We start from the raw sequence: 13,091 nt of genomic DNA on the forward strand, positions 1-13,091 counted from the left end.
GCTTGGCTTCCGCAAGGTGACGCTCCTGCGCGATCTCTCGCGCGAACAGATGTTCGCGGCGCTGAGAGCATTCGCAGCGGACGCCGAAACGGCCGACTGGGCTGTGATCTATTTTGCCGGCCATGGGCTCGAGATGGGAGGCGTCAATTGGCTCGCCCCTGTAGATGCGCAATTCAAGACCGATCGCGATGTTCGCCTTGAAGCGGTTTCGATCGATGAGCTAAGCGCCGCGATCGAGGGCGTACGGGGCTTGCGGCTGATCGTCCTGGACGCCTGTCGCAATAATCCATTCGCACCGCAGATGCGGTTCACTAACAGCACGCGTTCGCTGGGGGCGGGCTTGGCGCGCGTCGAGCCCGAAGGTGGTACCATGATCGCTTATGCTGCGAAAGCCGGCCAAGTGGCGCATGATGGGGACGACGGTAACAGTCCGTTCATGAAGGCGCTGCTCAAGCGATTGAAGCAGCCGGGTTTAGAGATATCGATGCTGTTCCGCTTCGTTCGCGACGACGTGCTGGCCGCGACCGGGCGCCAGCAGGAACCGTTCGTGTATGGCTCGCTGCCGAGCGAGCCCTTCTACTTCCGCAGAGCGGCAACGGCCAACCGGTGAGGTCGGGCATCGACGGGTGCAGGGCGGGTGAAACGGAAGAAAGCTTCAGACGCTGCCGGACCGCACGTGAAAGCGGAAGTGAGGTTGGGGGCATCGTATGCGCGCGCTTAGCTTTCGACCCAAAGCGGACCCTGGTCCGATTAGTTGGTTGAACGCAAAGATGCGAGTGAATACGGAGTTATCGAGAGGGCTGCGAGCAGACGATCGGATCACTTGCTGTAGTCAATGCTTGGGCCTTGGCACTAACTGTTCGGATGCGGTTTCCATTTCGCTTGCGTTTCTGGCATTGACAGTGACGGTTTCCAGACCCAGCTTCTTTGCCCCTGCTTCGGCATCCGCTTCTTCGATTTTGAAATTCGGGTTCGTGGGGTTCATCAGAAGTGCTATGCAGAAAATTTTTGGGGCAATTTCCCGTAGCAGTCGGCAATCGCGACTGCGCTCATAGCTACAACCAGCTCACTTTGGCTCGCCGTCAAAGTTGGGATTTTGATGAGTACCCGGACTCGCATTACGAGCCCGGGGTATTACGTTTTGGGCTACGACATTAGCGGGCCGGCTTGAGCGTATTCTGGATCAGGTAGGCTGTGGCCTTTGGGGCTACATCCTCGCTGGCGCGGATCGCGAATCGATAGTGCACGCCACCCCAGACGCGGACATTCTTCTGCTCCTCAGCCATATCGGCCAGGCTGGCGAACTGCCGGGTCCGCTTCGGATCCCGCACATCGGTCGCCGTGAACGGAATGGCCTTCACCGGCCCGAAAACCGATTCCAGGACCGCTACCGCGGTGGTGGCGTTGTAGGTTGCCTGCGACGGGTATTCAGGATGCATCGGCGTCGGATTGAACGATGTCCAGCCGGCATCGCGCTCGGTGGCTTCGTTGCCGTCCTGGTCGCCATTGCGGATAGCGGTGACGGGCCGCCAGAAATTGTAGTAGTACTTCGCCTCCCAATTGAGAACGTAGGCGTTCGCCAGACCCATGTTGAGCAGCGCGAAGAGGCGCGCACATTCAGCGAGCGGCATTTCCTTTGTCTTCGCAAGCTCGCGCGCCGCCGCTTGCAGGGCAGGGCCGAAATTGACGTTGCCCCAAAATGTTACCGCTTCGGTCTGCTCGGAAGTGCGCGCCGTGCTCTTGGTGCCGCCGAGGCTCTTCACCTCGTTGTAGTCGCGGGCCCACTCTGCGCTCGACAGCGCCGGCGGCGGGCCGGGCCGGAACTGGTCGGCGCCGTTGAGCACCCATGGCTTCGCGCGCGCATATTGCTCCCACGCCGGCAGCGTCGTCGGCACGTAGGCCCCGGGAGCAGCGTGCGGCCTGTAAGTGTCGGGAGCGTTGGTGCCGTCGTTGGCGCGGTCGGCCTGGACTGCGGCGGCCACCTCCATACCCAGCTTGATGCCTTCGGTCTTTGCGGGCCCCTCTGGGATCGCCTTGAGCGATGCCGCGTAGCCCTCTTCGATCTTGGCTTTCTGCTGCGGATAGACCTGGGTGAGGATCTGCTGCGCGGCCGCCGCGGCCGCGGCTTCTGCGGATGCGCTTGGTGCGGCCGGAAGCGTTGCGACCACGCGCGTGTAACGATTCTGAACCGTGTTGATCGCGTCGGACATGGCGACATGCACCATGGCCAAGGTGCGGAGTTTGGGATTGTTGCCGACGTCGTTCGCCACCAGATCATTGGTGATGACGTTCCAATCGGTGACTACATCGGCGCGCGCGGGTGCTGCCAACAGCATTGCCGCGACTATGCCCGGCAGCAAAGTTGCAGCCGATAATTTCAAATCGGATCTCATTTTGCGCCTCCCTTTGTGGTGCCCACACATGCGGACCCTCCACACGGTGGGCACGGTCAGTCTCCTTCTTTCCACTGCCGTGGACTATTGGTCGAGATGACGCATCCTGGCTGTTTGGCTTTTGGATTGGCTGTCTACCGAATTCTGTATAACTCTACCGCTTCGTCCGAAAGTGGCGCTGCTCTCGCTGCAGCGCATAAATTGGGCTAACGGGGCCCGGGGGCGCGAAACGACTCTTGCGCATAATGTCCGCTTTAGCTCATTTTCAGACCTCGCTTCACACAAGTGCGAAGTCTGCTTCAACCCATTAAACGGACATCGTCAGGCAGTGCTTCCACGTCCGGAAAGTGCCATGAGCGGACCAACGGCCGGCCCCTAAGCTACTTCGGATTGCGCGGAAACGGGATAAACCCGTCCCGGTTCGGCATTCTCACCTTGGGCAGCGACTGCGCATCGATCACATCGTTCGACCCGACGATCCCGTTGAGATCGAGGATATAGGCCGTTACCGCGTAGACTTCGTCCGCGGTGAGCGATTTCGACTCTTGGAATGGCATTGCGCGACGTACATAGTCGAACAGTGTTGTTGCGTAGGGCCAGTAACTTCCCACAGTCTTTATCGGTGTTTTGTCCGGTGCCAGTGTGCCCATGCCGCCGACGAGCGCTCCAGCGAGCGCGACACTAGGTCCGATTCCCTTATCGCCGTGACAAGCCTGGCATTTCGCTACGTAGATGGCTTCCCCCTCGATGGCGGTGCCACGACCAGGCGGCAGACCTGCACCATCCGGTCCGATGCTGATGTCCCACGCTGCGATGTCGGCGGGCTCGATCGGTCGCCCGAACTGCGGGGATTGGGCCAGAGCTGCCGATGCGCTAGTCAGCACAGATACGCAGACTGCAATGGATTTAGACGTAAACATTGCTAGCCTCCCCCTTCTCGTCGATGCGCCAGCTTGCGATGGCGTTGTAGTGGTAGACCCCACGCAAGCCGCGCTCGTCGCCGAACTGCGCGCGCGTGGGCTGCACCATGCCCGTGTCGTCGGTGGCGCGACTCTGCAGCACGGCGGGACCGCCGTGCCATTGCCATGCTGCGCGGAAGCGCACCGGCGCCTTTGGCAGGATCGGGCCCTGCAAAGCAGCCGGCGCCCAGCTTCGTCCGCCGTCGGCCGACACGTCGACCTGCCGGATGCTGCCGTTGCCCGACCAGGCCTGGCCGGAAATCTCGTAAAATCCCGGTCCCCTCAGCTTGAGTCCCGGTGACGGACGCGTGATAACGGATTTCACTTCCATCGGGAATACGAACTGCCAGGCCTTTTCATCCTTGAGAAGGATCGTGTATTTCGATGTTTCGTCTTTGGTCATGGCGGGGTCGGCAGTCAGCTTGAGCCGGCGCAGCCACTTCACGTTCATGTTGCCTTCGAAACCAGGCAGCAGCAGCCGCACCGGATAGCCATTCGAAGGCCGCACTCGCTCGCCGTTCTGATAGAGACAGAGCAGCGCATCATCCATCGCCTTGGCGAGTGGGATGCTGCGGCTCATGGCGGCAGCATCTGCGCCCTCGGCGATCACCCAGCGCGCTTGAGGTTCGATGCCGGCTTCGTCGAGCAACGTGGAGAGCCGCACGCCGGTCCATTCCGAGCACCCCAGCAGGCCGTGAATAGCCGCCACATTGAGCGGCTGCGCCTGAGGCGCGTTGAGCGCCTGGCTGTTGCCGCCACACTCGATGAAGGCGATGCGCGATTGCATCGGATAGCGCGACAGCGCTTCGACCGTAAACACAAGCGGGCGCTTCACAAGTCCATGGATCACCAGTCGGTGTTGATCGGGATCGATTTCTGGGACGCCGGAATGGCTACGCTCGAAATGCAGCCCGGATGGCGTGATCATTCCTTCGAGCATGTGCAGCGGCGTGCGTGACGCGCCGACACCGGCCGGGTTGGGGGGCGGCGGAAAGACTTTGATGACCTTGCTCTCGAACGGTGAGGGCTGGCCGTAGCCCGCAAATCCCGGACCCGGCACCTTCATCCATGGCTGCACCGTAAGCGGTTCTGCCGATCCGCGGGACAGGCCCGCGCCGGTCGCACTGGCAACGAGCGCGCCTTCAAGAAAGATGCGGCGGCTTAGAATTCCATTACCCGCCGCCGGATCGCCTGGTTCGGGATGAGTTTTTCTAACCATGAGCAGCCCTTCCTCGTTGCGGTCAAATTAAGCATTTCGCCTGCCGATGCGCACGGCGAATGCTCGGTGATAAACCAGCAAAAAAGATGGTCGGTCTTATTGAGTGTGCGATGCCCGCCGGCGGCATTTCCCGGTGCCATTCGTCGCGAAGACGGAGACGTCGGCCCGTCCGTCTCGAAAAACAGCTTTAAAGAAGATTACAGGATCCCACGCCCATCCAAAAGACCTTCATATTGGCTACGATGTCGCACAAATAATCCAGTCAAAGCCAACGGTCCGCGTCCGTTCCGGGTCATCAGCGTCGGTTTGGCCCTCCGCCGGTGACTTCCGGCTGCCCTCTGGAAACGGACATGTCAGGGCCGATCGGCAAGTCTCACAAGTCTCAAGAGTGCCAATCGCGGAAGTCGCACTCTCACTTGGCCGAGTGAGACTCGATGGTCATTCAGGCAGCCCGGCTCTCCTCAACCCTTCTCCATACGGCGAGAGGTCTTCGACCCGCCGATAGGGCACCGCATCTTTGAGATGGGAAACACGTAGCGCGGGATTGAGTCGCCGCAGCCGAGCCACTACCTTATGTGCTTGCTCCAATCGTCCGGCCATTGCGTTGCTTGCGGCGGAGATGCGTAAACCAGGCTGATAGTCCGGATTATCCTGCAATGCCATTGCCGCCCACGATATCGATTCGTCATAGCGGCCTAAGAGGAAATGTGCATACGCGGTTCCGGTTCGCATACTCATCATCCGCGGATCAAGTGGGTTCAAGCGCATTGCGCGCACGAAGCGTTCGAGCGCCGGCTCAGGCTCCCCGAGAAAAGTTTTCACCCATCCGCTCAAAAACCAAGCCTCGGCCAAGTTGGAATTGAGCACAAGCGCGCGATCGATTAAGGCGGCGCCCAGCTCAAGATCGTGAGCGCTATACGCTAGCGCCCACCCGCTGGCGGCGAGCGCGACCGCGTCATCCTTGTCCAACTCGATCGCACGCTTAGCGAGCCTGATCACTTCGGCAATATCGTTCGCAGTGTCTGGAATCCAGTCGATGCCCTTGGCATAGGCATAGCAAGAGGCGGCACGGCCGTACGCGGACGCGAAATCCGGGTCGAGCTCAATTGCGCTATTGAACAGGCGCAATGCCTCCTCATTCGCTTGCCGGCTGGTAAACCGATAAAGCTCGGCCAGACCGCGCAAATAGACGGTATAGGCGTCGAAACTTTCGGTAGGCTTGCGCTTCGCACGCTGGATCTCGGCTTTTTCCACCGCTGGTGCGATCGCCCCGACAACGCTCTCGGTCACCTTGTCCTGCAGATCGAAGACGTCGCTAAGCCCGCCATCAAACCGTTCCGCCCAGAGATGCGCCCCAGTGGCGGTATCGACAAGCTGTCCCGTGATGCGCAACCGGTTGCCCGCCTTGCGGACGCTACCTTCTAACACGTAGCGCACCCCAAGCTCGCGCCCGATCTGCTTCACATCGACGGCGCGCCCCTTGTAGGCGAAGCTCGAGTTTCGGGCGATGACGAATCCCATGAGTCTGGGCTACCAGCTAAGCGCTTTGCAGAGTTCAATCCTGCACCTGCGCTCGATTGGTTAGAGGCATTACTTCCCGAGAAACCGGACGATAACGCTTTGCATCGACTGGTGCTAACCAGCGGCGATTTTGGCCTTGCTTACCTTACCGAACGGTGGGCGTCTCGCTTTGTCAGCGAGCTATTTAGGAATTATGTAGTCTGCTTTGTGGGGTACAGCATCAATGATCCGGTGCTGCGGTACATGATGGATGCACTTGCGGCAGATCGCATGCAAGGCGAAATCACCCCACAAGCCTATGCGCTCGGCGATTATAGGCCCGGCCATGAACGCACTAAAACTATTGAGTGGGAATGGATCGTCATGAGTCCATCTTGTTCAATCTTTGTCAGCGCATTCTTGAGTTGCCCTCTGAGCAAAGTGAGAACGTCAGCGAAGGTGACGATGCGCGCACCGACTTTGTGACTGCCGCGCTCAACCATCCGGTTGGAGATGTCGCTCAGGCTTTGTTAAATTATTGGTTTCGAAGGCAGCCAAGCGACAACGACTTGTTGCCAAGTGACATCGCGTCATTTTTTACGCTGATGTGCAGCGCCAAGAACGAGGAATTTCGGCATGGACGCGTATTTCTGGCCTCACGACTGATTGCACTTTTTCGAGTAGATCGCATTTGGACCGAGAAGAACCTGCTGCCATATTTTGACTGGGCAGGCAGTTCAGTTGAAGCCAGGGCAGTCTGGGAAGGATTTCTCTGGTCGCCCAGATTGTATCGTCCTCTCTTGGTTGCATTTAAAGTCCAATTTCTTTCCACCGCGCACCACTACGCGGACTTGGGGAGCCATGGCCGTCAGTTCGCGGCATTTCTCACTTATGCGGCGTTGGACCCTGTAGAGGGTTACTCGTCAGCGGATTTCCAAAACGCAATTGGCGCGCTGCCTCCGGATGGTTTGCAGGAAGTCGCGCGGACGCTTTCGCAAGCACTCGGAGGCGCGGGCGACCAACGGGAGGACTATTGGAAGAACAGGGTGCAACCGTTCTGGCAACAAATTTGGCCTAAGTCTCGGGACCTTGCCTCCAAGGGCATCAGCGAATCATTAGCCTTGCTCAGCATTGCGGCGGGCGCTGAATTTCCCGCGGCCCTCACTTTCGTCGCGGATTGGCTGCAGCCGAGCGAACACCCACACTACGTTTTGCACCGATTGCATGAGTCTGGATTATGCAGCCAATTTCCTGAAGCGGCGCTTCGATTACTGGACATTATCTTGGCTGATCAACCGTGGGCACCCGGTGAACTTAGGCAATGCCTGGATGCTATATGTGCAGCCAAATCTCATCTGAAAGCGGACCCAAGATTTCAACGGTTGACGGAGTATTTGCGCCGGCGTGGTGCCTGATCTCGACGGTTCGCATCCCCGTAGGGAACGCCATCCTCGCCTCGTGGTTCGGGCGAACGAACGTGTCCGTTCTCCGAGGTGCATGTTCAGGTGTATGTAGATTGGAAGAATTTAGGTAACTAATTGTAATAATGTTTAATCGTATTGTGGCGGACACTCTCGTAAGCCTGTTTTAAACACCCGTGGAAGGTGATTTTTTTGCTCTGCGGGATCGGAGGCTGCGACGCCTCATCCAAGAAACCGCGACGAAGGAAAACCGAAGACTGGTGCCCTGAACCAAAACTCCGGCTCGGAGCGTCCCAAACTCCTTAAGTTTTATGCCCCAAGGGCAAATACCAGCGCTCCGTCGGGTCCGGCTTCAGCCACCGTACGGGGAAGCCGATCCGGGGGTCGATCCGGGGGCTCCACTATAAATATACGAAAAAACACAGTAAATTCAACTACATATGGCGGAGAGAGTGGGATTCGAACCCACGGTACGGTTTCCCGCACACACGCTTTCCAAGCGTGCGCCTTAAGCCACTCGGCCATCTCTCCGGAGGCCCTCTCTTGAAGGGGCAGGACACATTTTGCAAGGGACCGCGCGCACGCGCGCTGAAATTTCCCCAATTGTCTGAATTTATTGGATAATTTGCCCCTAATGTCAGCCGGGGCAACCGCTTCGCGCTGGGCCTTGAACCGGAATCAGGTTATCGCCGACGACCATAGGGCAACCATGGGCGGAGAACGGCATGATGATCACGCGAGCGCTTTCATTCGTCACCCTGACAGCGGCGCTGGTCGCCGGCGCGGCGGCCCCCGCCATGGCGCAATCCTGCACCCGTCAGGGCGTCGATGTGAGTTGCGACGACGGAAGGCGCGGCATCCTTTCGGGGGAAGCGATCATCTGGGCCGACGGCACGCGCTCGAGCCTGGCCTCGCCGCATCCGAGCGTCATCATCGGCAACAAATCGTCTGTCATCGTCGGAAAAGGCGTGTTCGTCGGCAAGGGCAACGGCGTGGTGCCGATGGAGAATCCGAGCGATCCGCGCCGGGCACGCTGTCCGGTGCTGGATGGCGTTTCCTATTGCTACTGAGCTGTTCGTGGAAGTCTCTAATGATACCGCGCGCCGTTATTGACGGAGCGTAGCGGCAACCGGGTCGGCGCATCAGCCGGCACAGGTTCCAAAGGGCCACTATCGAGCTGGCTTTCCTGCAGCGCGTCGATGAAATCGGCAAACCATTGCTGGATCGTGCCGCCGCGCAGCTTTTCCATCATCGCCTCCCAGCGCATCCGCCGTTCGGCCAGCGGCATCGAGAGCGCGGTCGCGATGGTGCGGGCCATGCCGTCGATATCGTGCGGATTCACCAGCAAGGCGGTGTCGAGTTCGTTGGCGGCGCCAGCGAATTTCGACAGCACCAGCACGCCGGGGTCGGCGGGATTCTGGGCGGCGACATATTCCTTGGCGACCAGATTCATGCCGTCCTGCAGCGGCGTCACCACGCCGACCTGCGCGGTGCGGTAAAGCCCCGCGAGCACAGCCTGGCCAAAGCCCTTGTTGAGATAGCGGATCGGCGTCCAGTCGACTTCGCCGTGGATACCGTTGACGTCGCTGACGAGTCTCGCGACATCGCTCTGCAGATTGCCATAGGCTTCGATCGCGCCGCGCGACGGGGTCGCGATCTGCAACAGCGACACGGTGCGCAAGAGCTGAGGATGCAGCGTCCACATCCGGTCGAACGCCTTGATGCGGTTGATCAAGCCCTTGGAATAATCCAGCCGGTCGACACCAATCGCGAGCTTCTCGCCATTCAGGCTGCGCCGCAGCCGCGACACATCCGGATGCGTCATGGCCTTGGCGGCCTGCTGGGCGAATTTCTGCGGATCGATTCCGATCGGGAATACCGCGGCGCGCGTCCGGCCATGGCGCGAGACGACGACGCCGTCCTGCACGGCGAGGCCGAGATCTGACTGCGCGTAAGCAAGGAAATTCTCGCAATCCTCTTCGGTCTGGAAGCCGATGAGATCGTAGGCCAGCATCGCCTCGATCAGATCGCGATGGTGCGGCACGCCTGATATCACCGAGCGCGTCGGCCACGGCGTATGCAGGAAGAATCCGATCGGCTGTGTCACGCCGAGATCGCGCAGCTCGGCGCCGAGCGCGAGAAAATGATAGTCCTGAACCCAGAACGCGGAGTCCGGCTTTTTGAAGCGCAGCAATGCGCGCGCCATGAAGGCGTTCACTTCGCGATAGCTGATGTAATCGTCCTGGGAGGCGCGAATCAGATCGGCGCGGGAATGCAGCGCCGGCCACAGCGCCGAGTTCGCAAAGCCCTCGTAGTATCCGCCGTAATGCGCCGCCGGCAGATCGAGCATCGCAAGCGCGCCCGCGCCCAATGCTTCGATTTCGGCGAAAGGTTCCTTCAGGTTCCCGTCACGGACGCGACCGCTGGAACCGACCCAAATCGCCCCGGACTTCTCGACAACCGGCAATAAAGCCGCCGCGAGGCCTCCGGTCATGGGTTCATTGGGCTTTCCGCGCGCAACGCGGTTCGAGACGACGACGAGGTTCACAGGTCCCCTCCTGTTGCTGCACTCGCGAATTAACAACCATTCATCAATATGGTTCCTGGCCAACCTTTCAACGAATTGAAACCAAATTCGGGCTGGCGCGGACGGAACTCACCTGAACTCACGAAAAAGAAAATTTTTCGCGAGATGATGGTGATGCGTCAGGGAACTGTGTTCTAAAACCGGCGCGATTTGTAAAATCGTGCGCCGATCATGGCAACGCCGCGTCTCTTTCGTCGTCGAGCAGATGCGATAGAAACTCCCTAACATCGCTCGGCGAATCGAAATGTCCCTGCACCCCTTGCGCGCGGCGGCCGACAGAGAATGCGAGACCATCGTAATCAGGCATGATGCCAAACACCGTTTCGTCGGTGACGTCATCGCCGATGAAGAGCGGACGGCGGCCCTTGAACGGTTCACGCGTCATCAGCTCGCGCACGCCGGTCGCCTTGGTGAAACCGGAATGCTTGATCTCGCAGACGCATTTGCCCGGCAGTATCTCGATCGGCGCGTTCGGCAAATCGGCGCGGATAAGCGACACCGCCGCGTAGATCGCCTTCTCCGCATGCGGCGCCAGGCGATAATGCAGCGCCAGTGAATAGCCCTTGTCTTCCAGCAGTATTCCCGGGCTGAGCTTGGCAATCGCCGCAAGGCGGCGCTTCAATTCCCTGTCCATCGGCGGCGCGTGGGAGTCGACCGATTCGTTGTCGGGATCGATGCGCATTTCCGCGCCATGGCCGCCGACGGCCGGGTATTGCTCCGGCGCGAAGATCAAGTCGATATCGTTGAGCGAGCGGCCGCTGACGAGCGCCAGCGCACCGTTGGTGCGAGCCAACAGCCGGTTCAGCGTCTTCGACAGCCCCGGCGGTACCCAGACCTCGCGCGGCGTCGGCATCAACTCGAGCAGCGTGCCGTCGATATCGAGCAAAATAGCGGTTTCGCTCAAATGCGGCACCAGCGAGCGCGGCACCGGAACGGTTTCCGGCGCACCTTCCTCCTCGCCAACGATCTCATCGTCCAATGGCATTTCCAACAGATCCTCGTTCATCTCATCCTACTCCACAAAGGCTAGCGGTGGTGCGACAGTTTCGAGCGACTTGCGCTCGGCGGCGACGGCGTAGCGCCACGCCACGGCTGCCGCAATGATCATCAATGCCGACCCCAACAGGTAGCCGGCGAAAACACTCGTGCGCGATCCGGTATCGATCAACACACCAAACAAAGCGGGCCCAATTACGCCGCCAATTCCGGTGCCGATCGCATAAAACAGCGCGATCGCGAGCGCGCGCACCTCCAGCGGGAACGTCTCGCTGACGGTGAGATACGCCGCACTCGCCGCGGGCGAGGCAAAGAAGAAGATCACCATCCAGGCGATCGTCTGCGTCTGCGCGGTCAGGGCTCCGATCGAGAACAGATAGCCCGACAGCGCCAGCAATACGCCCGACACGCCATAGGTCAGCGTGATCATCTTGCGGCGGCCCAGCGTGTCGAACAATCGGCCCAGCAGCAGCGGACCGAGAAAATTACCCGCCGCGAACGGGAGGATATACCAGCCGACATGGTTGGCCGGAATGCCGAAGAAATCTGTCAGGATCAGCGCGAAGGTGAAGAAGATCGCGTTGTAGAAGAACGCCTGCGCGACCATCAGCACGAGGCCAACCATCGAACGCTGGCGATAGACCGTCAACAGGGTGTGCGCGACTTCGCGCAGCGGCGTATGGCTGCGCATCCGCAATCTGATCTTCGGCAAGCCTCCCTTCGTCTCATCCCGTACCTGCCCCGCCGACTTCTCGATTGCATCCACGATCGCGTGTGCCTCATCGGGACGGCCGTGGATCATCAGCCAGCGCGGGCTTTCCGGAATCCACATCCGCATCACGAACACGACAAGGCCGAGGACGGCGCCGGTCATGTAGGCGAGCCGCCAGCCCATATCGGGGCCGAACCACGCCGGATCGAGCAGCACGATCGCGCAGACCGCGCCGAGCGCCGCCCCGATCCAGAAGCTGCCGTTGATCACTAGATCGGTCCAGCCGCGATAGCGCGCCGGCACCAGTTCCTGGATCGTCGAATTGATCGCGGTGTATTCGCCGCCGATCCCGGCACCGGTCAGGAATCTAAAGAGCGCATAACTTCCCACGCTCCATGAAAACGCGGTTGCCGCGGTCGCCGTAAGATAGACCGCGAGCGTGATGAAGAACAGTTTCTTGCGGCCGATCCGGTCGGTCAGCCAGCCAAAGCCAAGCGCACCGAGCACGGCGCCGGCGAGATAGGCGCTATTGGCCAATCCGACATCGAAATTCGAGAACCGAAGCGTCGGGCTTTCCTTCAACGCACCGGACAAGGCGCCGGCCAGCGTGACTTCCAGCCCATCCAAAATCCAGGTGATCCCGAGCGCCAGCACGACGCGGGTATGAAATCCGCTCCAGCGCAAATCGTCGAGCCGCGCCGGAATGGACGTTTCGATGACGCGATCATTATCCTGCCGCACGGCTGCGGCGGCGGGATCATTCGCTGCCGAACGTTTCCCTGTCAGCTGCACACCCATGGGAATTGAACCAATGAAAAAACACCCGGAACGCCCCAGCCCCAAGGTTCTTTGGCCCGAATTAAGGCAGACGTGATGCCCGCCACGGGAGACAACGTCCGCGTGGTGCCATGGTTCCCGCATTGCGGCAGGGGAGCCGTGCGGATATAGCACCGCGGTTCCCACGTCATTGCTCGCTTTTTTCGTCATTCCGGGATGCGCCACTTGGCGCAGGCCCGGAATTCATTTCACGACCTACTGTGAGTCTCAATGGATTCCGGGCTCGCGCTTCGCGCGCCCCGGAATGACGGTTAGACATGACTGCGCGTTCTCGCGGCCTGATACGCCCGAGGTTTGCCAGAAATCTCCTTGCCCTCGAAAATGAGGGCGCAGGGAAGACCGGGTGCGCGCTGCACCCGCGGTCTCGCGTGCGGTTTGCACAAAACAAAATGCACACGAGCATACAGGGCAGCGGAGAACACCCGGCCTTCCCTGCGCAATGGCTTTACGGCTTATGCCGTGATCTC

The 13,091-nt window shown here is 60.0% G+C and carries 11 protein-coding genes, 1 tRNA gene and 1 pseudogene; 4 read left to right on the forward strand and 9 right to left on the reverse strand.

Annotation, left to right across the window (positions count from 1 at the left end):
- Positions 1-610 (forward strand): caspase family protein (locus JQ575_RS42090; protein ID WP_212039032.1); only part of this gene is annotated, 610 nt, incomplete at its 5' end.
- A gap of 222 nt (positions 611-832) precedes the next feature.
- On the opposite strand, the gene JQ575_RS42095 is transcribed toward JQ575_RS42090, so the two are convergent.
- From JQ575_RS42095 to JQ575_RS42115, 5 genes and pseudogenes are all read right to left on the reverse strand, one after another.
- A complete protein-coding gene (locus JQ575_RS42095) occupies positions 833-985 on the reverse strand; it encodes a hypothetical protein (RefSeq protein WP_212039033.1) in 153 nt (50 codons plus the stop codon).
- A gap of 169 nt (positions 986-1,154) precedes the next feature.
- Positions 1,155-2,393 carry a vanadium-dependent haloperoxidase gene (locus tag JQ575_RS42100; protein ID WP_212039034.1) on the reverse strand — a complete coding sequence of 413 codons (1,239 nt, stop codon included), beginning with the start codon at positions 2,391-2,393 and terminating at the stop codon, positions 1,155-1,157.
- A gap of 380 nt (positions 2,394-2,773) precedes the next feature.
- Positions 2,774-3,313, reverse strand: a complete 540-nt coding sequence (locus JQ575_RS42105; protein ID WP_212039035.1) for a c-type cytochrome — start codon at positions 3,311-3,313, stop codon at positions 2,774-2,776.
- Positions 3,300-4,571: a sulfite dehydrogenase gene (soxC, locus tag JQ575_RS42110; RefSeq protein ID WP_212039036.1), complete on the reverse strand. Its 1,272-nt coding sequence runs from the start codon at positions 4,569-4,571 to the stop codon at positions 3,300-3,302. The genes JQ575_RS42105 and soxC overlap by 14 nt, the downstream gene beginning before the upstream one ends.
- Before the next feature lie 438 nt (positions 4,572-5,009).
- Positions 5,010-6,086: pseudogene (locus tag JQ575_RS42115) on the reverse strand (tetratricopeptide repeat protein); the annotation flags it as partial.
- Between the two features lie 117 nt (positions 6,087-6,203).
- On the opposite strand from JQ575_RS42115, the gene JQ575_RS46810 reads away from it, so the two are divergent.
- Both JQ575_RS46810 and JQ575_RS42125 read left to right on the forward strand, forming a co-directional pair.
- Positions 6,204-6,557, forward strand: a complete 354-nt coding sequence (locus JQ575_RS46810) for an SIR2 family protein (protein ID WP_409364889.1) — start codon at positions 6,204-6,206, stop codon at positions 6,555-6,557.
- Positions 6,446-7,486: a hypothetical protein gene (locus tag JQ575_RS42125; RefSeq protein ID WP_212039043.1), complete on the forward strand. Its 1,041-nt coding sequence runs from the start codon at positions 6,446-6,448 to the stop codon at positions 7,484-7,486. The genes JQ575_RS46810 and JQ575_RS42125 overlap by 112 nt, the downstream gene beginning before the upstream one ends.
- Before the next feature lie 447 nt (positions 7,487-7,933).
- Here the strand turns inward: JQ575_RS42125 and JQ575_RS42130 are convergent.
- A tRNA-Ser gene (locus JQ575_RS42130) sits at positions 7,934-8,023 on the reverse strand.
- 266 nt (positions 8,024-8,289) lie between these two features.
- On the opposite strand from JQ575_RS42130, the gene JQ575_RS42135 reads away from it, so the two are divergent.
- Positions 8,290-8,562 carry a hypothetical protein gene (locus JQ575_RS42135; RefSeq protein ID WP_409364890.1) on the forward strand — a complete coding sequence of 91 codons (273 nt, stop codon included), beginning with the start codon at positions 8,290-8,292 and terminating at the stop codon, positions 8,560-8,562.
- A gap of 17 nt (positions 8,563-8,579) precedes the next feature.
- On the opposite strand, the gene JQ575_RS42140 is transcribed toward JQ575_RS42135, so the two are convergent.
- From JQ575_RS42140 to JQ575_RS42150, 3 genes are all read right to left on the reverse strand, one after another.
- A complete protein-coding gene (locus tag JQ575_RS42140) occupies positions 8,580-10,040 on the reverse strand; it encodes a trehalose-6-phosphate synthase (protein ID WP_212039040.1) in 1,461 nt (486 codons plus the stop codon).
- Between the two features lie 208 nt (positions 10,041-10,248).
- Positions 10,249-11,064, reverse strand: a complete 816-nt coding sequence (otsB, locus tag JQ575_RS42145) for a trehalose-phosphatase (protein WP_409364891.1) — start codon at positions 11,062-11,064, stop codon at positions 10,249-10,251.
- A gap of 27 nt (positions 11,065-11,091) precedes the next feature.
- Positions 11,092-12,585 (reverse strand): MFS transporter, encoded by a 1,494-nt coding sequence (locus JQ575_RS42150; RefSeq protein WP_212039042.1) that lies wholly within the window; start codon positions 12,583-12,585, stop codon positions 11,092-11,094.
- Between the last annotated feature and the right edge of the window lie 506 nt (positions 12,586-13,091).

The organism is Bradyrhizobium sp. JYMT SZCCT0428, from assembly GCF_018131075.1.
Classification (GTDB): domain Bacteria; phylum Pseudomonadota; class Alphaproteobacteria; order Rhizobiales; family Xanthobacteraceae; genus Bradyrhizobium.

Excerpts from the sequence above, each read along its gene's own strand:
- JQ575_RS42095 (WP_212039033.1), bottom strand. The coding sequence starts at position 985 with ATGAACCCCACGAACCCGAATTTCAAAATCGAAGAAGCGGATGCCGAA.
- JQ575_RS42100 (WP_212039034.1), bottom strand. The coding sequence starts at position 2,393 with ATGAGATCCGATTTGAAATTATCGGCTGCAACTTTGCTGCCGGGCATA.
- JQ575_RS42105 (WP_212039035.1), bottom strand. The coding sequence starts at position 3,313 with ATGTTTACGTCTAAATCCATTGCAGTCTGCGTATCTGTGCTGACTAGC.
- soxC (WP_212039036.1), bottom strand. The coding sequence starts at position 4,571 with ATGGTTAGAAAAACTCATCCCGAACCAGGCGATCCGGCGGCGGGTAAT.
- JQ575_RS42125 (WP_212039043.1), top strand. The coding sequence starts at position 6,446 with ATGGATCGTCATGAGTCCATCTTGTTCAATCTTTGTCAGCGCATTCTT.
- JQ575_RS42135 (WP_409364890.1), top strand. The coding sequence starts at position 8,290 with ATGGCGCAATCCTGCACCCGTCAGGGCGTCGATGTGAGTTGCGACGAC.
- otsB (WP_409364891.1), bottom strand. The coding sequence starts at position 11,064 with ATGCCATTGGACGATGAGATCGTTGGCGAGGAGGAAGGTGCGCCGGAA.
- JQ575_RS42150 (WP_212039042.1), bottom strand. The coding sequence starts at position 12,585 with ATGGGTGTGCAGCTGACAGGGAAACGTTCGGCAGCGAATGATCCCGCC.